Below are 20716 nucleotides of genomic sequence, written 5' to 3'. Positions count from 1 at the left end.
TCGAGGGTGACTGTCAACGACCAGGATCCGTACTCGGTGAACCACACCGACCAGGATCCGGAAGAGACCGCCGAATGGAACGAGTCGCTCGACGGGCTCGTGGAGACGCAGGGCCGGGGTCGCGCGCGCGACGTCATGCTCAGCCTCCTGAAGCGCTCCAAGGAGCTGCACCTGGGTGTGCCGATGGTCCCGACCACGGACTACATCAACACCATCGCGCCGGAGAACGAGCCCGACTTCCCCGGTGACGAGGACCTCGAGCGCCGCTACCGCGCATGGATCCGCTGGAACGCGGCCGTCACGGTCCACCGGGCCCAGCGCCCCGGCATCGCGGTCGGCGGGCACATCGCCACCTACGCGTCCTCGGCCGCGCTCTACGAGGTCGGCTACAACCACTTCTTCCGCGGCCAGGACCACCCCGGCGGCGGCGACCAGGTGTTCGTCCAGGGCCACGCATCCCCCGGCACCTACGCGCGCGCGTTCCTCGAGGGACGTCTGAGCGAGCACCAGCTGGACGGCTTCCGCCAGGAGAAGAGCCACTCGGGCGGAGGGCTGTCCTCCTACCCGCACCCGCGTCTCATGCCGGAGTTCTGGCAGTTCCCCACGGTCTCGATGGGCCTCGGCCCCATCAACGCGATCTACCAGGCGCAGGCGAACAAGTACCTGACCAACCGCGGCATCAAGGACGCGTCCGACCAGCAGGTCTGGGCGTTCCTGGGCGACGGCGAGATGGACGAGGTGGAGAGCCGCGGCCAGCTCCAGGTGGCGGCGAACGAGAAGCTCGACAACCTGAACTTCGTCATCAACTGCAACCTGCAGCGCCTCGACGGACCCGTCCGCGGCAACGGCAAGATCATCCAGGAGCTGGAGAGCTTCTTCCGCGGCGCGGGTTGGAACGTCATCAAGGTGGTCTGGGGCCGCGAGTGGGACGACCTCCTCGCCCGCGACACCGAGGGCGCGCTCCTCGACCTCATGAACCGCACGCCGGACGGCGACTACCAGACCTACAAGGCCGAGAGCGGCGCCTACATCCGCGAGAACTTCTTCGGGCGCGACGAGCGCACCGCGAAGCTCGTCGAGGGCTACACCGACGACCAGATCTGGAACCTCAAGCGCGGCGGGCACGACTACCGCAAGGTCTACGCGGCGTTCAAGGCGGCCAGCGAGCACACGGGGCAGCCCACGGTGATCCTGGCGAAGACCGTCAAGGGCTACGGCCTCGGCCCGAGCTTCGAGGGACGCAACGCGACCCACCAGATGAAGAAGCTCACGCTCGACAACCTCAAGCAGTTCCGCGACGAGATGCGCGTGCCGATCACGGACGCCCAGCTCGAGGCGGACCCGTACCTGCCGCCGTACTACCACCCCGGCCAGGACGACGAGGCGATCCAGTACATGCAGGAGCGCCGCCGTGCGCTCGGCGGGTACTCGCCGGAGCGCCGCACGCAGCACACGGCCATCACTCTCCCGGACGACTCCGCGTACCGCATCTCCAAGAAGGGCTCCGGCACGCAGGAGATCGCCACCACCATGGCGTTCGTCCGGCTCCTGAAGGACCTCATCCGCTCCAAGGACTTCGGCAACCGCGTCGTCCCGATCATCCCGGACGAGGCCCGCACGTTCGGCATCGACGCCTTCTTCCCGACGGCGAAGATCTACAACCCGAACGGCCAGCACTACACGTCGGTCGACCGCGAGCTGCTCCTCTCCTACAAGGAGAGCCCGCAGGGCCAGATCGTGCACGTCGGCATCAACGAGGCGGGCGCCCTGGCGGCGTTCACGAACCTCGGCACCACGTACTCGACGCAGGGCGAGCCGCTCATCCCGATCTACGTCTTCTACTCGATGTTCGGGTTCCAGCGCACGGGCGATGCCATCTGGGCCGCCGGCGACCAGATGGCCCGCGGCTTCCTCATCGGTGCCACCGCAGGACGCACCACGCTCACGGGCGAGGGGCTCCAGCACGCCGACGGCCACTCGCTCGTCCTGTCGCAGACGAACCCGGCCGTCGTGTCCTACGACCCGGCGTACGCCTACGAGATCGGGCACATCGTGCGGTCCGGCCTCGAGCGCATGTACGGCGGGGAGCACGAGGACCCGAACGTCATGTACTACCTCACGGTGTACAACGAGCCCATCATCCACCCGAGCGAGCCCGAGGGCGTGGACGTGGACGGCATCGTCCGCGGCGTCTACAAGCTCAAGGACGGCTGGGTCGACGGCCCCAAGGCGCAGCTCATGGCGTCCGGCGTGGCCGTCCCGTGGGCCCTCGAGGCGCAGCAGCTGCTGGCCGATGACTGGGGCGTGTCCGCCGACGTGTGGTCCGTGACCTCGTGGGGCGAGCTCCGCCGCGATGGCCTCGCCGCCGAGGAGCACAACATGCTCCACCCGCACTCCGAGACCCGGGTCCCGTACCTGGAGGAGAAGCTGCGTCATGCCGAGGGCCCGTTCGTCGCGGTCACCGACTTCTCGCACGCGGTCCCCGACCAGATCCGCCAGTTCGTCCCCGGTGACTACTCGACGCTCGGCGCAGATGGCTTCGGCTTCTCGGACACCCGTCCGGCCGCCCGCCGCTTCTTCGCGATCGACGGTCCGTCGATGGTCGTGAAGACGCTGCAGCGGCTCGCCAAGCAGGGCAAGGTCGACCAGGACGCGCCGAAGTGGGCGATCGACAAGTACCGCCTGCTCGATGTGAACGCCGGCACGACCGGATCGGCGGGCGGCGAGGCGTGAGCTGCGCCGACCTGACGTGACCACGAGCGATCGGCACGACACCGACGTGGAGACCGGGGAGACGAAGGCGGAGACGCTGACGTGGCTCCGGTCCCTCTCGGGCGAGCTCGCGAGCGCGACGCTCAAGCGGCTGGAGGACACGCTGCCCTGGTACGGCGACATGCCGCCCGGGCGGCGGTCCGCCGTGGGGCTCGTCGCGCAGGCCGGGATCACGTCCTTCATCCACTGGTACGACGACCCCGACTCCACGCCGTGGATCGCGGCGGACGTGTTCGGGGCTGCGCCCCGCGAGCTGCTCCGCTCCGTGAGCCTGCAGCAGACGCTGCAGCTCATCCGCGTCACGGTCGAGGTCGTCGAGGACCGCGTGCGCGACCGCCACCGCACGGTGCGCGACGCGATCCTGCTGTACTCGCGGGAGATCGCGTTCGCGGCCGCCGACGTCTACGCACGTGCCGCGGAGGCCCGCGGGCTCTGGGACGCCCGGCTCGAGGCGCTCGTCGTCGACAGCATCCTGTCCGGCGAGTACGACGACGAGCTGCCGTCGCGCATCGCCGCGCTCGGGTGGCACGGGCACGGGGAGGTGTCCGTCCTCGTGGGCACGGCTCCCGCGGTGCTCGACGTCGACCAGCTGCGTCGCACCGCGCGGCACCTGGAGGCCGACGTGCTCATCGGCGTGCAGGGCAGCAGGCTCGTCCTCGTCATCGGACGTGCGTCCCCCGCGGTGGTCGACCCGGAGGCCGCCGCGCCGGAGGCTCCCCCGGTCTCCTTCCTCGAGATCGCGACCCAGCTCGAGCCCGGGTTCGGGGCAGGCCACCTCGTGCTCGGCCACGAGGTCCCCAGCCTCGTCGAGGCATCGCGGAGCGCACGGGCGGCCCTGGCGGGCTTCGCCGTCGCGCGGTCGTGGCGCAACGCCCCGCGGCCGACGCTCGCCGACGATCTGCTCCCGGAGCGCGCCCTGGCCGGCGACCCGCTCGCGCGCTCGACCCTCATCAACCGGATCTACAAGCCGCTGCAGGCGCACTCCACCGAGCTGCTCGCGACGCTCTGGTGCTACCTCGACACCGGCCGCTCCCTCGAGGCGACCGCGCGGGAGCTGTTCGTGCACCCCAACACGGTCCGCTACCGCCTCAAGCGCGTCTCCGACGTGATCGGGTGGGATGCCACGGGCGCGCGCGAGGCGCTCATCCTGCAGGCCGCGCTCATCATCGGCAGCATCGCCGAGGCGGGCACGACGGTCCCCAAGCAGCAGGGGTCGGGTCGCGCCCGCCCCAAGCGCCAGGCGGCGCGGTGACCCACGCGGCGTGTGGCATCGGCACAATGTCGTGGCGGATCCTCTGTCGGATGTCGACTCCGATGCATCTCGCAGCGGACGGGAGGATGGACGGATGATCATCGTCGTCTGCCCCGGCCAGGGTTCCCAGAAGCCGGGCTTCCTCTCGTCCTGGCTCGAGCACCCCGAGCACGCGCGGCGGTTGGGCGAGCTGGGCGACGCGGCGGGCCTCGACCTCGTGACCCATGGCACGACATCGGACGCCGACACCATCCGCGACACCGCCGTAGCGCAGCCGCTCATCGTGGCCGCCGGCATCGTCGCCCTGCACGCCCTCCTCGCTGATGGTCGTGACGCCTACGTCGCCGGAATCGCCGGCCATTCGGTCGGCGAGATCACGGCTGCGGCGGGCGCGGGCATCCTGACGGACGACGAGGCGATGCGCGTCGTGCGCACCCGCGGCGACGCGATGGCGGAGGCCGCCGCGATCACCCGCACGGGGATGAGCGCGGTAGTCGGTGGCGACCAGGACGCCGTCCTCGCGCGGCTCGCCGAGCTCGACCTCGAGCCCGCCAACTTCAACGGCGGCGGCCAGATCGTCGTCGCCGGGGCGCCCGAAGCCCTCGCCGCGCTGCAGGCCGAGCCGCTCCGCGGGACGCGGGTCATCCCGCTCCAGGTCGCCGGCGCGTTCCACACGCACCACATGGCTCCCGCGGTCGACGCCCTGCGCGCCGCCGTGGCGCCGCTCGCGCCCCGCGACCCGCGCTTCCCCGTCTGGACCAACCGCGACGGCAGCCGCGTCGAGTCCGGCGCCGCGTACCTCGACCTCATCGTGGGCCAGGTCGCGAGCCCCGTGCGCTGGGACCTCTGCATGGAGGCCTTCGCGGCCGCGGGCGTCACCGGACTCATCGAGGTCGCCCCCGCCGGAGCGCTCACCGGCCTCGCCAAGCGCGGCCTCAAGGGCCTGCCCACGCTGGCGCTCTCCACACCCGACGACCTCCCGGCGGCGATCGACATGCTCGACGCGCACGCCTGATCCCGCCTCACCGACACCGAACAGGCACCCATGACCGACCAGCCCCGCCCCACCATCCGGACCGCGCCCGTGGTCGCGCGCTTCACCCGCATCTGGGGCCTCGGCGCCGCCCGCGGCGAGCTCGACGTGCCGAACGACGATCTCGTCGGCCCGATCGACTCGTCCGACGAGTGGATCCGCCAGCGCACAGGCATCATCACCCGCAAGCGCGCGGGCGCCGACGTCGACGCGGTCGACCTCGCGACCACGGCGTCGCTCGAGGCGATAGCGAAGGCCGGCATCCGTCCGGAGCAGATCGGCATCGTCCTCGTCAGCACCGTGAGCAACACGGTGCAGACGCCGTCGATGGCCGCGCTCCTGGCCGACCGCATCGGTGCGAACCCCGCGCCGGCCTACGACATCTCGGCCGCCTGCGCCGGGTACACCTACGGCATCGCGCAGGCCGACTCCTTCATCCGGTCGGGCCTCGCGGAGTACGTCCTCGTCGTCGGCGCGGAGAAGCTGTCCGACATCGTCGACCCGACCGACCGCTCCATCTCGTTCCTGCTCGGCGACGGCGCAGGCGCAGCGATCGTCGGCCCGAGCGACACCCCCGGCATCTCCCCCACAGTGTGGGGCTCGGACGGCTCCAACTGGGACGCGGTCGGCATGAGCGGCACCCTGAAGAGCATGCGCGACGGATCCGCGTGGCCCACGCTCCGCCAGGACGGCCAGAAGGTCTTCCGTTGGGCGGTCTGGGAGATGGTCAAGGTCGCCAAGGAGGCGCTCGACCGCGCGGGCGTCACCCCGGAGCAGCTCGCCGCCTTCATCCCCCACCAGGCCAACATGCGCATCGTCGACGAGTTCGCGAAGCAGCTCGGCCTCCCCGAGTCCGTCGCCATCGCACGCGACATCGCCACCACGGGCAACACCTCCGCCGCGTCGATCCCGCTCGCCACCCACCGCCTGCTCGAGGAGGACCCGTCGCTCTCGGGCGGCCTCGCCCTGCAGATCGGCTTCGGCGCGGGACTCGTCTTCGGCGCGCAGGTCGTCGTCCTGCCCTGAGCCCCACCGCCCCATAAGCTGTTCCGGTCATCACGAACCACGAGGAGATACACATGGCACTGTCCACCGAAGAAGTCCTGGCCGGCCTGGCCGAGCTCGTCAACGACGAGACCGGGATCGCCACCGACACCGTCGAGATGGACAAGTCGTTCACCGACGACCTGGACATCGACTCGATCTCGATGATGACGATCGTCGTCAACGCCGAGGAGAAGTTCGACGTCAAGATCCCCGACGAGGAAGTCAAGAACCTCAAGACCGTCGGCGACGCGGTCACGTTCATCACCAACGCGCAGTCCTGACCGCGCGGAGCATGGCCGGTCCCGATCACGGGGCCGGCCATCTCCCTCCCCTGTTCCCGACGTCGAGGAGACGCCACGCATGACCACCCCCAAGAAGATCGTCGTCACCGGCATCGGCGCGACGTCTCCGCTCGGCGGCACCGCCGAGGACACCTGGCAGGCGCTCCTCCGCGGTGAGTCGGGCATCAGCACCCTCGAGCAGGACTGGGTCGCCAAGTGGGAGATCCCCGTCACCTTCGCCGGCCAGGCCAAGGTGCCGTCCTCCGAGGTCATGCAGCGCATCGAGACCAAGCGCCTCGACCCGTCGAGCCAGTTCGCGCTCACGGCCGCGCGCGAGGCGTGGGCCGACGCCGGCTCCCCCGAGGTCGACCCGCTGCGGTTCGCCGTGGATTGGGCGACCGGCATCGGCGGAGTGTGGACGCTCCTCGACGCCTGGGACACCCTCCGTGAGAAGGGCCCCCGCCGGGTCCTCCCCATGACGGTCCCGATGCTCATGCCCAACGGCCCCGCGGCCGCGGTCGGCATGGATCTCGGCGCGCGCGCCGGCATCCAGACCGTCGTCTCCGCGTGCGCCTCCAGCACCGAGTCCATCGCGAGCGCCTACGAGCACCTCCAGGCCGGCCGTGCGGACATCATCGTCGCCGGCGGATCCGAGGCCTCCATCCACCCGCTGCCCATCGCGTCGTTCGCCGCGATGCAGGCGCTCTCGAAGAGGAACGACGACCCCACGCGCGCGTCGCGTCCCTACGACATCGCGCGCGACGGCTTCGTGCTCGGCGAGGGCGGAGCCGCCCTCGTCCTCGAGACAGAGGAGCACGCGAAGGCACGCGGCGCCCGCATCTACGCCGAGCTCGTGGGCGGCGCGGTCACGAGCGACGCGTTCCACATCACGGCCCCGGACCCCGAGGGCACGGCCGCCGCGCGCGCCATGATCCAGACCATCGAGGGCGCGGGATACTCGCGATCCGACGTGTCGCACATCAACGTGCACGCGACGAGCACGCCCGTCGGCGACATCGCCGAGTACAAGGCACTCGAGCGGGTGTTCGGCGACGCCGTGCACGGGATCCCGGTGAGCGCCACGAAGGCGTCGACGGGCCACCTCCTCGGCGGGGCGGGCGCCATCGAGGCGGTCTTCACCGTGAAGGCGCTGGCGGAGCGCACCGCTCCCCCGACGATCAACCTCACGGAGCAGGACCCCGACATCCCGCTCGACGTGGTGACGTCGCCCCGGCCGCTGGGCGACGGCGACCTGCTCGCGATCAGCAACTCGTTCGGCTTCGGCGGGCACAACGCGGTCATCGCCTTCCGCAGCGTCTAGCGGCACCCACGACGAGAGGCCCCGACCGGATGGTCGGGGCCTCTCATCGCGGGGCGGGCGGGGAGGAGCCGCGCGCCCGGCGGGGTGCGGGTCAGCCGACCTTGTGCAGCCAGACGACGGGGCTGAAGTCGCTCGCGTGGCGGAACGCCTCCAGCTCGTCGTCCCAGGCCTGGCCCATGGCGAGGCGGAGCTCGCGGTGGAGCTCCAGCGTGTTGGATCCCGCGACGTCGAGGGCGTAGCGGATGCGGTCCTCGGGGATGACGGTGTTGCCGGCCGTGTCGGTCTGGGCGAAGAAGACGCCGAGGTCGGGAGTGTGCATCCAGCGTCCGCCGTCGCGGCCGGGTCCGGCGTCCTCGGTGACCTCGTAGCGCAGGTGCTCCCAGCCGCGGAGGCCGCTGGCGATGGCGGCGCCGGATCCCTCCGGGCCCTCCCAGTAGTACTCCGCGCGCATGGCGCCCTTCAGCACGGGCTGCGGGTCCCACGTGAAGTTCACGGCGTGACCGAGCGCACGACCGGCGGCCCATTCGACATGGGGGCAGAGCGCGCGAGGGGAGGAGTGCACGTAGAGCACTCCTCGAGCCGGTCTTGAGTTGGCGACGGGTGCTTCCATGGGTCTCCTCCATCCGATCAGATGCGTCTTCCCCAACGATCTGCGTGCGATGGACGAGCTCCACACCTGCCGGTGCGGCCGGCGCGAGCGCCGACGGGTCCCATCATGGCGGGTGATCCTGTGCGCGGGCAACATGCGGGTGACGACGCGCCGCAGCGGGTTCGCGCGCGCTTCCGCGGATGCGGCGGGTCCGACCGCGATGCATTCCGGGAATGCCTATGCTCCAGGTGTCGGCCAGCCGTGGCCGGGAGACGGGGCGGGCATGTCGGTGCGGCACGCGCTCCTCGCCATCCTCACGGAGGGCACCTGCTACGGCTACCAGCTGCGGACCGAGTTCTCACGACGGACGGGCACCTCAGCGCCCCTCAACGTCGGCCAGATCTACAACACCCTCGACCGGCTGGAGCGCGACGGCATGGTCGTCAAGGGCGCCACGGACGAGGCGGGTCACGTGCCGTACACGATCACCCGGGCCGGGGACGCGGAGGTCGAGGCGTGGCTGGCGTCGACCGTCAGCCCCGTCGGGGCTCGCGACGAGCTGCCGGTGAAGGTCGCGCTCGCGCTGTCGCTCCCCTCGGGCGACGCCCTCGAGGTCGTGCGGGCCCAGCGGGAGGGCTCGCTGACCGAAGCGGCCGAGCTCGCGCGGATCCGCTCGGAGCTCGAGGCGGACGTCGGCGAGGTCGCGATCGCGCGCCTGCTCGCGGTGGATGCGCAGGAGGCGCAGGTGGCCGCCCGGCTGACATTCCTCGACGCGGCCGAGCGCCGCATCGGGGACGCCCGCGCGACGGGCGCGGGACCCGCCGGACTGGCCGAGGCGCCCCGCCGAGGACGTCCCGCGCGCCACCCGGGCGGATCCGCGCACTGACCTAGTGCAGGAGGCCGCCGCCCTTCGCGAGCACGTTCTTCTCCCCCGCCTCGATGGGCACGGCGAAGCGGTTCTGCTTGGGCGGCATCGGGCAGTTGAAGTTGTAGCTGAACGCGCACGGGGGCAGGTAGGCGCGGTTGAAGTCGAGCGTGATCGTGCCGTCCGGCGACGGCGCGACCATGAGGAAGCGGCCCACGCCGTACGTGGACTCGCCGCTCGTGGCGTCCGAGAAGACCAGCAGGAGCGCGCGGCCCTCGCGGAAGGCGGCCAGCGAGTAGTCGACCCCGTCCTTGGTGAACGTGATCTCGCCGGGCACGACCTTGTCCTTGGTGGCGCCGTCGTCCTTGAGGTGCTCGAAGCCCATCGCGCGGCCGCCCTCGATGGGCGTGAAGTCGGCCGTGACGACCCACTCCTCGGAGTAGGGGAAGGCGTCGATGCCGCCGAAGTCGCGGATCGCGTCGGACTGCGCGTCCCAGACGCGGAGCGCGTACGTCCCCTCCTCGCTCGCGATGACGAACGCCGACACGGTGTCGCTGGCGACGACGGAGGACGGCCGCGGGTCGTCGCGGCCGCGCACGATCGCCTCGCCGTCGACGAGGACGCCGTCGACGTGCAGGCCGTCCGACGCGGTCGCGCGCACCCGGAGGCCGGAGACGCCGGGCTCGAGCGGCGCCCAGGTGCCGGGGATCCCGTAGACGGGCTGCGGCGCGGCGTCGTGGGAGATCCACTGCGTGTTGACGAGGGCCAGGTTGCCCTGGGGCAGGACCACCATCTGCTCGCGTCGCGAGCGGTAGACGGCGAGCACCTCCGCCGGGTCGGTGGGAGCGGGGGCGGCGGTGGCGGGATCGGTCATGGACCCATCCTCGCGGCCAGGGGGGCGCCGGCCAAGTCGGGAGCGCGTCGGGCGGGCGGGGTTCCCCGTGGCGCACCGCGAGCGTACGTTCGGGGCATGAGCACAGATCACGAGAGCACCTCGACCGACGACGACGGCACGACGACGCACACCGAGGAGCACGTCGAGACCTCCACCTCGGTCACGACCGAGAGCGGCTCGGACGGACCCACCCCCGACGGGTCGGGCAGCAACACGGGCGAGGGCGACGATCACTCGGGCGACGTCGCCTCCGGCGGCTGATCCTCCCCACCTGCGAGCGACGCCCGGTCCCACGAGGGACCGGGCGTCGTCACGTCCGGGCTCGTCTCACTTCGCCTGCGCGTAGTCGTCGACCACGGCGATCGTGACGGGGAAGTCGACGGGCGCGTCGCCGAACAGCAGACGGCCGGCCTCCGCGGCGGCCTCGGACACGGCCACGCGGACCTCGTCGACGCGGTCGTCCGGCGCGTGCACCATGACCTCGTCGTGGAGGAAGAAGACGAGGTGCGGGCGGGATCCGGGCCGCTCCATCGCGGCGAGGCGGCGCCGGAGCCCGGCGAGCCAGCAGAGCGCCCACTCGGCGGCGCTGCCCTGGACGACGAAGTTGCGGGTGAACCGGCCCTGGTCGCGGGCGGACGTGCGCGCACGTGCCGCGTCGGAGCTGGACGCCTCACCCGCGCGGCCGATCTGCTGCACGTCGACCCACGCGTCGCCTGGCGGCGGCGAGGACCTGCCGAGTCGGGTGCTCACGACGGCCCCGCTCTCGCCCGCCCGCGCCGCGCGCTCCACGTAGCCGGTTGCGCGCGGGTATGCCCGGACGAGCCGCGGCATCAGGCGCCCGCTCTCGCCGGAGGTGGCGCCGTACATGGCGCCGAGCATCGCGACCTTGGCGTGCGCGCGGGTGTCCACGACGCCGGCGTCGACGAGGCCCTGGTAGAGGTCGGTGCCGCGACCCGCGTCGGCCATGGCGCGGTCCTCCGCCAGCGCGGCGAGCACGCGCGGCTCGAGCTGGGCGGCGTCGGCCACCACGAGCCGCCAGCCGGGATCCGCGCGGACGGCGGACCGGATCTGCCGCGGCAGCTGCAGCGCTCCGCCGCCGCTGGCTGCCCAGCGCCCCGTGACGACGCCGCCCGGCACGTACTCGGGGTGGAAGCGGCCGTCGCGGATCCACGTCTCCATCCATGTCCACCCGTTGGCCGTGAGCAGGCGGGAGAGCTTCTTGTGCTCGAGCAGCGGCGCGATGACGGGGTGGTCGATCTCCTGCAGCTCCCACTGCCGGGTGCTTGCGGCGTCGATGCCGGCGCGGCGCAGGGCGCGGAGCACGTCGGGCGGGCTGTCGACGTTGAGGTCAGGCGCTCGGAGGATCTCCCGGATGCGCGCCGCGAGCCGCAGGAGCGCGGGAGGCGCTCCGCCGTGCGCGGGCCGTCCGCCGAGCAGGTCGACCAGGAGCGCGTCGTGGATGGCCGTGTCCCAGGGCAGCCCGTCGGCGGACATCTCCGCGGCCACGAGGGCGCCCGCCGACTCCGCCGCGAGGAGGAGTCTCAGGCGGCCGGGCTCCGCGCTGGCCGCGACCGCGTCGAGCTGGAGGCGGAGCTCGGCGATCAGCTCGTCCGACGTTCGGCCGTCGGAGGTGTCGAGGTCGTCGAAGAGCGTGGCGGACGCGGACGGCTCCCGCTCGGACGGGGCAGCCCGGTCCCAGTGGCCGGCGGGCAGCCGCGCGAGCTCGCTGTCGGCGGTCTGCGTCGAGAGCCGGAGGATCGCATGACAGAGCCGGAGGTCGTGGCAGCGCGCGACGCGCACGCCAGCGGCGATGAGGCTCCGGGCCCACGACGCCGTGTCGTCCCAGACCCAACGCGGGGAGGGCGCGTCCCGCTCGCGGGCGGCGGCCACCGCGGGCCACTCGGCGGAGGGGACGTCGCGGGTCCCTGTGACGGTCCCGGTCGCGTCGAGGTCGACCAGCCGGACGCCGGAGGGCGTCCGCGCGACCAGGATGTGCATGCCCCCATCATCCCGCGCACGTCCGACGTCGGACCGCCGGCCGGCTCCGCGCCGCTCCCCCGCATGGCGTCACGGAGGGAAACACCCGACGGGAATGTGCGCGCATCCCCCGCCGGCGCGGTTTCACCCGCTAGGGTTGGTGACAAGTCGTCAGGTCCTCACGATCCGCCCGGTCCGCCGGAGGGGTCACGAGGGGCAGGCGACCCGCGGTCCCGGGTCCCGGGATCGATGCATCTCTTTTTGAAGGAAATTTCGTCATGGCAACAGGCACCGTCAAGTGGTTCAACGCTGAAAAGGGCTTCGGCTTCATCGCTCCCGACAACGGAACCGCGGATGTGTTCGCTCACTACTCCGCGATCGCGACGGGCGGCTACAAGTCGCTCGACGAGAACCAGAAGGTCGAGTTCGAGGTCGCCCAGGGCCCCAAGGGTCCCCAGGCTGAGAACATCCGCCCGCTCTAATGCCACCCGCTCGCCTCTGGTGAGCGCAGCACGCTGAGCTTCCGAGAACGGCTTCGACCATGTGGTCGGAGCCGTTCTCCATTTAACGCGACGTCCGCGCGTGCGCCACCATGGACCGTGCCCTCCTACCGCATCACCATGACCGTCGGCGCGCTGCGACCGGGCGCCGATCCCGCCGCCGTCCTCCCGGCCGCTGCCACCGAGGCCGCCCGCATCGCCACCGTCGAGGCGAACGACATCCAGGTCGTGCGCGGCGAGCCCCGGCTCACGGTCCGGTTCACCGCGGACGACGACGCGGCGGCCGAGCGCATCGCGGGCGAGGTCCGCGCTCGTGCGGCCCGGCTCGTCGAGATCCCCCGGGCGAGCATCACGCGTCGCGACGGAGGCGCCTGGACCCGGATCTGATCCGCCCAGCCCCCTGCTGTCCCCCGAGGGTCCGTCCCGGCGGCCCGTCATGGACCCGCCGCCGAGCATCGACGGCAACGCCTGTAGTCTCGATCCCAAGAGCCGACGGTGCCTCAGGGGGACGCACCATCGGCTTGGGGGGACGATGATCGAACAGAAGACCGCGCACGACACCGCAGCACGGGAGACCGGCGCACGTCGGCGCATCACGGACAGGTCCGCGAAGGGCCTGCGCGCCGACGCAGGGCCGCTCACCGAGGCGGACGGCCTCAGGGCCCACGACTGGCGACGCACCTATGCGCTCGGGCTCGTCGTCACGGATCTCCTCGTCCTCATCTGGGTGGTCTTCGGCGTCCAGATCGCGTGGTTCGGGTTCGAGACCTCCGACGTCGCCTTCAACGGCGACTTCGAGGGCGTCGCCGTGAGCTACTCGCTCATCTCGCTCGTGATCATCGCGAGCTGGATGGTGGCCCTCGGCCTGTACGGCACCCGCGGCTACCGCGTTCTGGGCACGGGGCCGCAGGAGTACCGGCTGATCCTCGACGCCACCGTGCGGCTCTTCGGGCTGCTCGCCATCGTGGCCTTCCTCGGTCGCATCGACTTCGCCCGCGGCTACATCATCATCGCGCTGCCGCTCGGGCTCGTGACCCTCGTGCTCAGCCGGTGGATGTGGCGGCAGTGGCTCAACGTGCAGCGCGCCAAGGGCCGCTACTCGTCCCGCGTGCTGCTGATCGGATCCGAGGCCTCGACGGGCTTCCTGGCCCGCGAGCTCGCGCGCCAGCCCTACGCCGGCTACCACGTCGTCGGTGCGTGCATCCCCTCGGGCGTCATCGCGGCGACGCTGCCGGGCACCGGGATCCCCGTCCTCGGCAAGCTCGACGACCTGCAGGCCGCGATGCGCGCGGTCGACGCGGACACCGTCGTCATCGCCAGCAACGACGAGCTGTCGCCGGAGCGGATCCGCGAGCTCAGCTGGTCGCTGGAGCCCGGTCGCCAGCACCTCGTGGTCGCGCCGAGCCTCACCGACATCGGCGGTCCCCGCATCCACACCCGACCCGTCGCGGGCCTCCCGCTCATCCACGTGGAGACCCCGCGCTACGAGGGCACGAAGCTCTTCGCCAAGCGGGCGTTCGACATCGTCGCGAGCACGCTGATCCTCGTCCTCGCCTCGCCCCTGTTCCTCGCCATCGCGATGACCGTCCGGCTGAGCACCCCGGGTCCCGTCCTCTTCCGCCAGGAGCGCGTGGGCATCAACGGGCGCGCGTTCCAGATGCTGAAGTTCCGCACCATGGTGACGGACGCGGAGGCGCGTCTGCTGGAGCTCGAGAAGCAGTCGCGCGACGCGGGCAACTCCGTGCTGTTCAAGATGAAGGACGACCCGCGGGTGACGCCGATCGGCCGGTTCCTCCGCCGCTACAGCCTGGACGAGCTGATGCAGCTCGTGAACGTCCTCAACGGCAGCATGTCGCTCGTGGGGCCGCGCCCGCCGCTTGCCCGCGAGGTGGAGGCCTACGAGACCAAGGTGCACCGGCGCTTCCTCGTGAAGCCGGGCATCACGGGGCTCTGGCAGGTGAGCGGCCGGTCGAACCTCTCGTGGGAGGACAGCGTCCGGCTCGACCTCTACTACGTGGAGAACTGGTCGATCGTGGGCGATCTCGTCATCCTGTGGAAGACGGCGAAGGCCGTGCTGCAGCGTGAGGGGGCCTACTGAGCGGGTCCGCGCTCAGTACGCGCGCCGCCGTCGGCGCATGATGGCGGCGAACGCGAGCACCGCGATGATCTCGCCCATGCCGAGGTCGAGGACGGTCTCGATGAGGCTGGAGTCGACGAGCTCGCCGACCACGATGCAGACGAGGGCGGTGAGGCCGCCGAGCCCGATCGCCAGGGGCAGCAGGCGCGCGAGGAACAGCCGACGGGGCACCGCGCCGAGCATGCACCACGCGGTGATGGTGATGGCGGGCGAGACGATGAACGAGTTGATCACGAGCACGCCGGCGAGGCCGCCGGTGAGCGCGCCGACGACCACGCCCGCGAGCACGGTGTAGTTGAGGACGGCGTCCACCGTCAGAGCCCGTGAGCGGTGGCCGGCGACGAGGGCCCACCGTGCCGGGATGGCGACGATCATCGACGCCGCGAGCCCCCAGGACAGCGGCATGAGTGCTCCCGCCGTGCGCCACTCGTCGCCCAGGAGCACCTGCACGAGGTGCGGGCCGCTGAGGGAGATCGCGAGCGCGAACGGCACGCCGACGGCGATGACGACGGCCGCGAGGCGCCGGAGCTGGTCGTCGGCGCGACCGGCCAGCCGCGCCACCGCGAGGTCGCGGATGGCCATGGGGTTCAGCGCCTGCTGCGCCTGCTGGAGGGGCCCGATGAGGAACGAGTACGCGCGCGAGTACTGCGCGAGGGCGACCGGGCCGAGAAGGATGCTGACGAGCAGGTTGTCGCCGTTGCGGGCGGCGAATCCGGCGAGCTGGCTCTGGTAGGTGCCGTGCATCGACGTGTAGAGCTGACGCACGGCCGGGCGGACGGGGACGCGCGCGGGCAGGTCGGCCCGTCCGCGCCGGATCCAGGCGGCCTCGAACGCCAGCCAGCGCACCGCCGCGATGACGAGCTGGCTGCTCGCGGCCGCCCACAGGCTGTCCGTGAGGAGGAGGGCGCCGATCGCGACGACGTTGCCGACGAGCACGCTCGAGAGGTCGACGAGCGAGACGTAGCGGAGCTGCCGGGCCGCGATGAGGAAGGCGCGAGGCGTCATGGACGCCATCGTGATGGGCAGCGCGGCGCAGAGGACCACCCACATCGCGTCGGCGTCCAGGGATGAGCCGACCGCGAGCGCGACGGCTGCCGTGAGCGCCGCGGCGGCCGCGGCAACGACCACGGCCATGCGGCGCCACGTGCGCGCGGACTCGAGGTAGCCGGGCGTGTGCGTGAGCACGGCCTGCGGGACGCAGATGTCGAACAGGACCGCGACGCACGCCGTGACGGTGAGGGCGAGGAAGTAGACGCCGTAGTCGGACGGGCCCAGGAGCCGGGCGGCGAGCGTCGCGGCGACGAGGCCGACGGCGGCGATGACGGCCTGCGCGGCGAGCGGCCACACCGAGGAGTCGCGGCTCCGGGCGCCCCGGGCCGCGCGGTCGTCGGCGCTCATCGCGCGCTCGGCCGGGCGGCGGCAGTTCGTCCGGTCACAGCACGCGTCCCGGGACGCCGACCACGGTGGCGCCTGCGGGGACGTCGCGCAGCACCAGGGTCATGGCGCCGATGGTGCTGCCGTCGCCCACGCGAATGGGACCGAGGATCTGGGCGAACGCGCCCACCTGCACGTCGTCTCCGATGACCGGCACGTCGTCGCCCTTCTTGGCGCCGATGGTGACGCCGTGCCGCATCGTGAAGCGGGCGCCGATGCGCGCATGCGGGTGGACGATGACCGTGCCGAAGTGGTGGATCATGATGCCCGGCCCGATCTCGACCGAGCGCGGGATGTCGATGCCGGTCACGAGCCGCACCACGCTGTAGAGCCCGACGTACAGCACGTGGGCGGGCAGGCGCACGGCCCGCGAGCACGTGCGGGTCCAGCGTCCGTACCGGTAGACGGACACGGCCCAGAAGGACGGCTGCAGGAGCCACGCCCTGCGGCCGTAGCGCGCGCGGTCCGCCGCCCAGCGGCCGCGCTCGTCGGGGGCGCTCACGACGTCTGCACCGTGCGCCGGATGCGGCTCGCCGTGTGCAGCGCCCTGCTCGCCCAGCGGACCGGCACGGGCGTGCGCAGCGTCTCCGCCTGCACCCGCGCCGCCTCGACGGCGATCTCCTTGGCGCGCACCTGCGACATGCCGCCGGCCGCGAACACCGCCAGGGGCACGTGCACGACGACCGGGCGGACGCCCGATCGCAGCAGCCGGGCCGTGAGCTCGTAGTCGCCGACGACGCTGAAGCGGAGGTCGTAACGGGCGCCGCGGATGCGGGAGCCGGGATAGAGGATCGCCTGATGGGAGGTGGGCAGCCCGTGGTGGATGTAGATGGGCGGTCGTGCCTTCCGCAGGATCTCGCCGCGCCCGGTGTCGAGCAGGTAGTCGCCGAGGAGCAGCTCGTCGTCGCCCGCGGCGCGCAGGATGCCGGACAGCAGCTCCCAGGACTCGACGTGCGACCGGTCGCCGCCGTTGAGGAACCAGACGAACCTGCCCGTCGAGCGGGAGATGCCCTCGTTCATCGCGTCGTAGATGCCGTCGTCGGGCCCGCTCGAGAGGTCGACCGGGACGCCCGAGGAGCTCACGACGTCGTCGAGCCCCTCCCCCGTGCCGCCGTCGACGACGATGACCTCGATCGCGTCGCCCGCGTCATGGACGAGCTGGCGCACCGACCGGAGCGTGCTGCCGAGCCCCGGCAGGTCCCGGAAGGTGACCACGACGACGGACAGGAGCGGAGGGGGTACCGGCATGGGGAGCGACCAGGCTTTCGTTGCAGGCGACGAGCGTCGCGATGAGGAGGGCGGTCATGACGGCGTACTCGGGCAGCATGATCCCGCCGGAGAAGAATAGGGTCCCGAACAGCCACAGCGGGGCCACGGCTCCCCAGGTGGAGCGGCCGCTGCGCAGCATCGCCCGCAGCGCCATGACGGCGAGGGCCGCGATGAGCACCAGCCCGATCCAGCCGAAGTAGAACACCAGCACGTAGAGGCCGTTGTCGAGCGAGGTGCCGAGCTCCGCGCCGTTGTACAGGTCGTAGCCCAGCAGGATGTTCGACACCGAGCCGAGGGCGTGGCCGATGGGCGTGTGCAGCAGCGTGTCCCCGAGGACCTGCAGCGGCGCCACGAGCCGGTAGTTCGTGCTGGACCCGGAGGTGCTGAAGCTCTCGAGGCGCGACTGGAGGTACGTGCCGCTGGCGACGCCCACGACCGCGAGGCCGCTGAGGACGACGATGCTCGCACCGGGTCGGGAGCGGAGCGCGACGACGACGCCGATGATGAGGAGCAGCAGGAGGCCCGTCGCCGAGCGCGACATGAGGACTCCGAGGATGCCGACCGCGATGGTGCCGCGGAAGTGGCGGCCGGTGAGCAGCGAGATGAGGGTGAGGGTGCCGATCACGAACGCGTCGTAGGACGGCTCCAGGAAGAAGCCCTGCGCGCGCGGGACGGGGTTGAACTGGAGGTAGGGCTGGTACTGGTACAGGTACTGGAAGCGCCCGAACACGTTGAAGAACGCCTCGCTGCCGAGCGTCCCCGCGGCCACCTGGAGGACGGACAGGCCGACGACCAGCAGCAGGGTGACGGAGATCGCGGTGGAGAAGGCCCTCGAGCCGATGAACCCGGGGTCCAGCCCTGAGGATCCGGCCACGATCACGATGACTGCGAGGATGAACAGGGCCAGCGTGCGCAGGAACGACAGCGGATCGCTGCCCTCCATGCCGGTCATGAGCGCCGCCGACGCCGTGAGCGCCACGACCGCGCACAGCGCGAGGATGAGGCGGCTCGCGTACCCGCCGCGCGACAGCACGAGGATGAGGGGCACGCCCACCACCAGGCCGAGCGTGACGGGGTAGCCGGCGGCCTGGACGATCATGAAGTGCTGGCCGATGATGGCGATGCCCATCAGCCACGCCTCGCGCCGGTAGCCGCGGGTCACGCGGACACCAGCTCCTCGTACACGGCGCGGTACTCGTCGGCCATGCGGCGGGGGTCGAAGCGGCGGACATCGCGCGTCTCGCGATCCGCCCGGTCGCCCGCGCGCTCGTCCGCGAGGAGCGCCGCCGCGAGCTCGGATCCCGTGCCCACCACCGTGACGTCCGGGTGGTCGCCGAACTCGCGGATGGCCGGCGAGTCGACGGCGAAGACCCGCATGCCCGCCGTGAGCGCCTCGGAGACGGTGAGCGGGAAGTAGTCGACCCGGGAGGTGAAGACGAGGCGGTCGTGGCGGCGCATCACCCGCGCCAGCTCGACGCGGTCGCCCGTGGCGGGCAGGCGCGCGGCGCCGGGTGCGTCCTCGGGTGCGTCGTCTCCCATGATGGTGAGCCCTTCGGTCGTGTCCGCGGCGATGGCACGGAGCGCGTCCCAGTCGACCTTCGCCGGATCCCGGAGGTCGCGGCAGATGAACAGCGCCCCCGAGCGCGGCGCGTCCGATGGTACCCGTGACGCCGTCGCCTCCGACCAGAACGCGCGGTCGACGGAGTTCGTGATCGTCCGCACGTCGTCGAAGCCCGCCGTGGCGGCCTCGGCGGCGAGCCAGTGCGCGCAGGCCACCACGGCGGAGGGCACGGCTCGGCGGAGGGCGGCGATGTCGTCGCGCCTGCGGGTGAAGACGCGCGCGGCGTTGTCGACGCGGGCGGGCGGGTAGGCCGCCAGGTCCGGGCAGCGCGGGCAGCCGTCCTCCCAGAGCCGGCACGTGCCGGGCTGGGCGCAGCGGCCCGTCATGATCCACTGGTCGTGCAACGTCCACACCACAGGCGTGCCGGCGGCGGCGATCTCGCGGAACAGCCACCTCGGCGGCAGCCAGTAGCTGTGGACGATGTGCAGGTGCACGACGTCGGCGGCCGCGATGGCCGCGCGCAGCTCCTCGCGTCGGCCGGCCGCCGGACGCACGACCTCGGTGCCGACCACGAGGTGCGCCGCCATGTTGAGGGCCGCGCGCGGGCGGGACGTGACGCGGAGCGACGAGCGGGCGTGCGCTCCGCCGGAGTCGCGACCGCCGGGGCCGTAGCCGTAGGCGAACGAGCCGTCCACGCCCATCTCGGCCAGCTCGTGCATCAGCGTCCGCGCGACGCCGGCCGCACCGCCCTCGCCGAGCCGCACGCTGAGGTGCAGGACGCGGAGAGTCGGGCCCGCGGAGTCCGGCTGCGGGGCGGGGGCGCCGTTCATCCGGCCACCGGGAGCTGCGCCTTCCAGGCGGTGATCTGGTCGTACGGGAGCCGCACGTCCAGCGGCGCGCGGCGCTCGACCGTCGCGCTGATCGTGTCCCGCTCACCGCGGGCGTGCACGGGGAGGCCGGTGTCGCGGCTGATCTCCAGCGCCCGGTTGTCGACGGCCACGATGACGCCCCACGCCCCCGTCTCGAGCGCGCGGACGCCGCCGTGGAGGCGCGTGCCGATGTAGTCGGAGTCGCCGGCGGCCAGCAGCGCGTCGTACGCGGCGAGCGTCGGCTCCGCGATCGTGAAGTCGCCCTTCAGGGTCCGCGCGTATGCGGAGTCGCGGATCGACTGCGGCCAGATGACGACGCGCTCGTAGTGTTCGGCGGCGAGGGCGATGAGCCACTCGTCCTCGGCGACGTCGCGGTTGTAGTCGGTGAGCGTCAGGATCGCCTGCGCGGGGCGCGTGCTCTCGACGCCGTTGTGCCGGTCGAGCCCCCACATGGTCGGGCACGCGGTGTTCACGACGTGGAAGCCCATCCGCTCGAGGCGCACCTTGGTGTACTCGTCGCGGACGGAGTGCACGAGGTCGGGGGCGAGGACCTCCTTGAGCATGCGCGTGGTGTAGCGGTTCGGCTCGTCCTGGTACTGCCACCAGCCGACGCCGAGGAGGACGACCTTGTGCTTGAGGCTGCGCGCCACGATCGGGTCGAGCTTCCACTGGCGGTACCAGGGCATGTTCGAGGAGAGGAGGTTCGTGCCGCCCACGATCGCCAGCTCGGCGTCGGCGGCGGTCCGGCGCTGGTCGCGGGTCAGGCGCGTCTGCGTGGGGAGGCTGCCGGTGATCGACACCACGCCGTCGAGCGCACGGAGGACGTTCTCGCGGATGATCTGGTCGCCGATGTTGGCCGACGAGATGGAGGGATCGAGCAGGAGTCCGTTCATGAGGGAGCCTTCGTTCGGGGC

20 protein-coding genes are annotated in these 20716 nt (G+C 72.0%); 11 read left to right on the top strand and 9 right to left on the bottom strand.

What is annotated here, in order from left to right:
* Positions 1 to 6 precede the first annotated feature (6 nt).
* The 6 genes from aceE to FGD68_RS10500 all read left to right on the top strand — a co-directional run bounded on the left by aceE (position 7) and on the right by FGD68_RS10500 (position 7706).
* Positions 7 to 2733, top strand: coding sequence for a pyruvate dehydrogenase (acetyl-transferring), homodimeric type (gene aceE / locus FGD68_RS10525; RefSeq protein WP_119372687.1), 2727 nt, complete (start codon positions 7 to 9; stop codon positions 2731 to 2733).
* Between the two features lie 16 nt (positions 2734 to 2749).
* Positions 2750 to 4024 (top strand): PucR family transcriptional regulator, encoded by a 1275-nt coding sequence (locus tag FGD68_RS10520; RefSeq protein ID WP_119372688.1) that lies wholly within the window; start codon positions 2750 to 2752, stop codon positions 4022 to 4024.
* Between the two features lie 94 nt (positions 4025 to 4118).
* Entirely contained in the window at positions 4119 to 5039 is a 921-nt protein-coding gene (locus FGD68_RS10515) for an ACP S-malonyltransferase (RefSeq protein ID WP_119372689.1), read from the top strand.
* 30 nt (positions 5040 to 5069) lie between these two features.
* The gene (locus FGD68_RS10510) at positions 5070 to 6083 is read left to right on the top strand and encodes a beta-ketoacyl-ACP synthase III (protein ID WP_119372690.1); all 1014 of its coding nucleotides are present in this window, start codon (positions 5070 to 5072) and stop codon (positions 6081 to 6083) included.
* Positions 6084 to 6136: 53 nt separating this feature from the next.
* Positions 6137 to 6385, top strand: a complete 249-nt coding sequence (locus tag FGD68_RS10505) for an acyl carrier protein (RefSeq protein ID WP_012038305.1) — start codon at positions 6137 to 6139, stop codon at positions 6383 to 6385.
* Positions 6386 to 6464: 79 nt separating this feature from the next.
* Positions 6465 to 7706 carry a beta-ketoacyl-[acyl-carrier-protein] synthase family protein gene (locus tag FGD68_RS10500; RefSeq protein WP_104234668.1) on the top strand — a complete coding sequence of 414 codons (1242 nt, stop codon included), beginning with the start codon at positions 6465 to 6467 and terminating at the stop codon, positions 7704 to 7706.
* Between the two features lie 91 nt (positions 7707 to 7797).
* On the opposite strand, the gene FGD68_RS10495 is transcribed toward FGD68_RS10500, so the two are convergent.
* Entirely contained in the window at positions 7798 to 8316 is a 519-nt protein-coding gene (locus FGD68_RS10495; protein WP_012038303.1) for a DUF3145 domain-containing protein, read from the bottom strand.
* Between the two features lie 262 nt (positions 8317 to 8578).
* Between FGD68_RS10495 and FGD68_RS10490 the strand changes: the two genes are divergently transcribed.
* Positions 8579 to 9181, top strand: coding sequence for a PadR family transcriptional regulator (locus FGD68_RS10490; RefSeq protein WP_119372691.1), 603 nt, complete (start codon positions 8579 to 8581; stop codon positions 9179 to 9181).
* Between the two features lies 1 nt (position 9182).
* On the opposite strand, the gene FGD68_RS10485 is transcribed toward FGD68_RS10490, so the two are convergent.
* A complete protein-coding gene (locus tag FGD68_RS10485) occupies positions 9183 to 10034 on the bottom strand; it encodes a DUF1684 domain-containing protein (RefSeq protein ID WP_104234665.1) in 852 nt (283 codons plus the stop codon).
* Between the two features lie 96 nt (positions 10035 to 10130).
* Here FGD68_RS10485 and FGD68_RS10480 point away from each other — a divergent pair, with 96 nt between their 5' ends.
* Entirely contained in the window at positions 10131 to 10316 is a 186-nt protein-coding gene (locus FGD68_RS10480) for a hypothetical protein (RefSeq protein ID WP_181036605.1), read from the top strand.
* A gap of 66 nt (positions 10317 to 10382) precedes the next feature.
* On the opposite strand, the gene FGD68_RS10475 is transcribed toward FGD68_RS10480, so the two are convergent.
* Positions 10383 to 12053 carry a bifunctional 3'-5' exonuclease/DNA polymerase gene (locus FGD68_RS10475; RefSeq protein WP_237609429.1) on the bottom strand — a complete coding sequence of 557 codons (1671 nt, stop codon included), beginning with the start codon at positions 12051 to 12053 and terminating at the stop codon, positions 10383 to 10385.
* A gap of 257 nt (positions 12054 to 12310) precedes the next feature.
* Between FGD68_RS10475 and FGD68_RS10470 the strand changes: the two genes are divergently transcribed.
* From FGD68_RS10470 to FGD68_RS10460, 3 genes are all read left to right on the top strand, one after another.
* Positions 12311 to 12514 carry a cold-shock protein gene (locus tag FGD68_RS10470; RefSeq protein WP_012038298.1) on the top strand — a complete coding sequence of 68 codons (204 nt, stop codon included), beginning with the start codon at positions 12311 to 12313 and terminating at the stop codon, positions 12512 to 12514.
* A gap of 117 nt (positions 12515 to 12631) precedes the next feature.
* Positions 12632 to 12919 carry a hypothetical protein gene (locus FGD68_RS10465; protein WP_119373389.1) on the top strand — a complete coding sequence of 96 codons (288 nt, stop codon included), beginning with the start codon at positions 12632 to 12634 and terminating at the stop codon, positions 12917 to 12919.
* A 145-nt stretch (positions 12920 to 13064) separates the two neighbouring features.
* Positions 13065 to 14630 carry a sugar transferase gene (locus FGD68_RS10460; protein WP_104234662.1) on the top strand — a complete coding sequence of 522 codons (1566 nt, stop codon included), beginning with the start codon at positions 13065 to 13067 and terminating at the stop codon, positions 14628 to 14630.
* A 12-nt stretch (positions 14631 to 14642) separates the two neighbouring features.
* Here the strand turns inward: FGD68_RS10460 and FGD68_RS10455 are convergent, their stop codons facing one another.
* Genes FGD68_RS10455 through FGD68_RS10430 form a run of 6 tightly spaced genes read right to left on the bottom strand, consistent with a single transcriptional unit; the run spans position 14643 to position 20695 of the window.
* Entirely contained in the window at positions 14643 to 16067 is a 1425-nt protein-coding gene (locus FGD68_RS10455) for an oligosaccharide flippase family protein (protein ID WP_237609428.1), read from the bottom strand.
* A gap of 34 nt (positions 16068 to 16101) precedes the next feature.
* Positions 16102 to 16605, bottom strand: coding sequence for a serine O-acetyltransferase (locus FGD68_RS10450; RefSeq protein WP_104234660.1), 504 nt, complete (start codon positions 16603 to 16605; stop codon positions 16102 to 16104).
* The gene (locus FGD68_RS10445; RefSeq protein ID WP_237609427.1) at positions 16602 to 17270 is read right to left on the bottom strand and encodes a glycosyltransferase family protein; all 669 of its coding nucleotides are present in this window, start codon (positions 17268 to 17270) and stop codon (positions 16602 to 16604) included. The genes FGD68_RS10450 and FGD68_RS10445 overlap by 4 nt, the downstream gene beginning before the upstream one ends.
* Positions 17251 to 18534 (bottom strand): putative colanic acid polymerase WcaD, encoded by a 1284-nt coding sequence (locus tag FGD68_RS10440; protein ID WP_119372434.1) that lies wholly within the window; start codon positions 18532 to 18534, stop codon positions 17251 to 17253. The genes FGD68_RS10445 and FGD68_RS10440 overlap by 20 nt, the downstream gene beginning before the upstream one ends.
* Entirely contained in the window at positions 18531 to 19763 is a 1233-nt protein-coding gene (locus FGD68_RS10435) for a glycosyltransferase (protein WP_119372435.1), read from the bottom strand. Before FGD68_RS10435 ends, FGD68_RS10440 begins: the two co-directional genes overlap by 4 nt.
* A complete protein-coding gene (locus FGD68_RS10430) occupies positions 19760 to 20695 on the bottom strand; it encodes a polysaccharide pyruvyl transferase family protein (RefSeq protein WP_119372436.1) in 936 nt (311 codons plus the stop codon). Before FGD68_RS10430 ends, FGD68_RS10435 begins: the two co-directional genes overlap by 4 nt.
* Positions 20696 to 20716 lie beyond the last annotated feature (21 nt).

It is taken from the genome of Clavibacter californiensis (assembly GCF_021952865.1).
In the GTDB taxonomy this organism is placed as follows: Bacteria; Actinomycetota; Actinomycetes; order Actinomycetales; family Microbacteriaceae; genus Clavibacter; species Clavibacter californiensis.
This window is presented reverse-complemented; position numbering and strand designations above follow the sequence as displayed.

Coding starts and splice junctions, on each gene's coding strand:
- FGD68_RS10515 (WP_119372689.1), top strand. CDS start 4,119: ATGATCATCGTCGTCTGCCCCGGCCAGGGTTCCCAGAAGCCGGGCTTC.
- FGD68_RS10510 (WP_119372690.1), top strand. CDS start 5,070: ATGACCGACCAGCCCCGCCCCACCATCCGGACCGCGCCCGTGGTCGCG.
- FGD68_RS10505 (WP_012038305.1), top strand. CDS start 6,137: ATGGCACTGTCCACCGAAGAAGTCCTGGCCGGCCTGGCCGAGCTCGTC.
- FGD68_RS10500 (WP_104234668.1), top strand. CDS start 6,465: ATGACCACCCCCAAGAAGATCGTCGTCACCGGCATCGGCGCGACGTCT.
- FGD68_RS10495 (WP_012038303.1), bottom strand. CDS start 8,316: ATGGAAGCACCCGTCGCCAACTCAAGACCGGCTCGAGGAGTGCTCTAC.
- FGD68_RS10490 (WP_119372691.1), top strand. CDS start 8,579: ATGTCGGTGCGGCACGCGCTCCTCGCCATCCTCACGGAGGGCACCTGC.
- FGD68_RS10485 (WP_104234665.1), bottom strand. CDS start 10,034: ATGACCGATCCCGCCACCGCCGCCCCCGCTCCCACCGACCCGGCGGAG.
- FGD68_RS10480 (WP_181036605.1), top strand. CDS start 10,131: ATGAGCACAGATCACGAGAGCACCTCGACCGACGACGACGGCACGACG.
- FGD68_RS10475 (WP_237609429.1), bottom strand. CDS start 12,053: ATGCACATCCTGGTCGCGCGGACGCCCTCCGGCGTCCGGCTGGTCGAC.
- FGD68_RS10470 (WP_012038298.1), top strand. CDS start 12,311: ATGGCAACAGGCACCGTCAAGTGGTTCAACGCTGAAAAGGGCTTCGGC.
- FGD68_RS10460 (WP_104234662.1), top strand. CDS start 13,065: ATGATCGAACAGAAGACCGCGCACGACACCGCAGCACGGGAGACCGGC.
- FGD68_RS10455 (WP_237609428.1), bottom strand. CDS start 16,067: ATGAGCGCCGACGACCGCGCGGCCCGGGGCGCCCGGAGCCGCGACTCC.
- FGD68_RS10435 (WP_119372435.1), bottom strand. CDS start 19,763: ATGAACGGCGCCCCCGCCCCGCAGCCGGACTCCGCGGGCCCGACTCTC.
- FGD68_RS10430 (WP_119372436.1), bottom strand. CDS start 20,695: ATGAACGGACTCCTGCTCGATCCCTCCATCTCGTCGGCCAACATCGGC.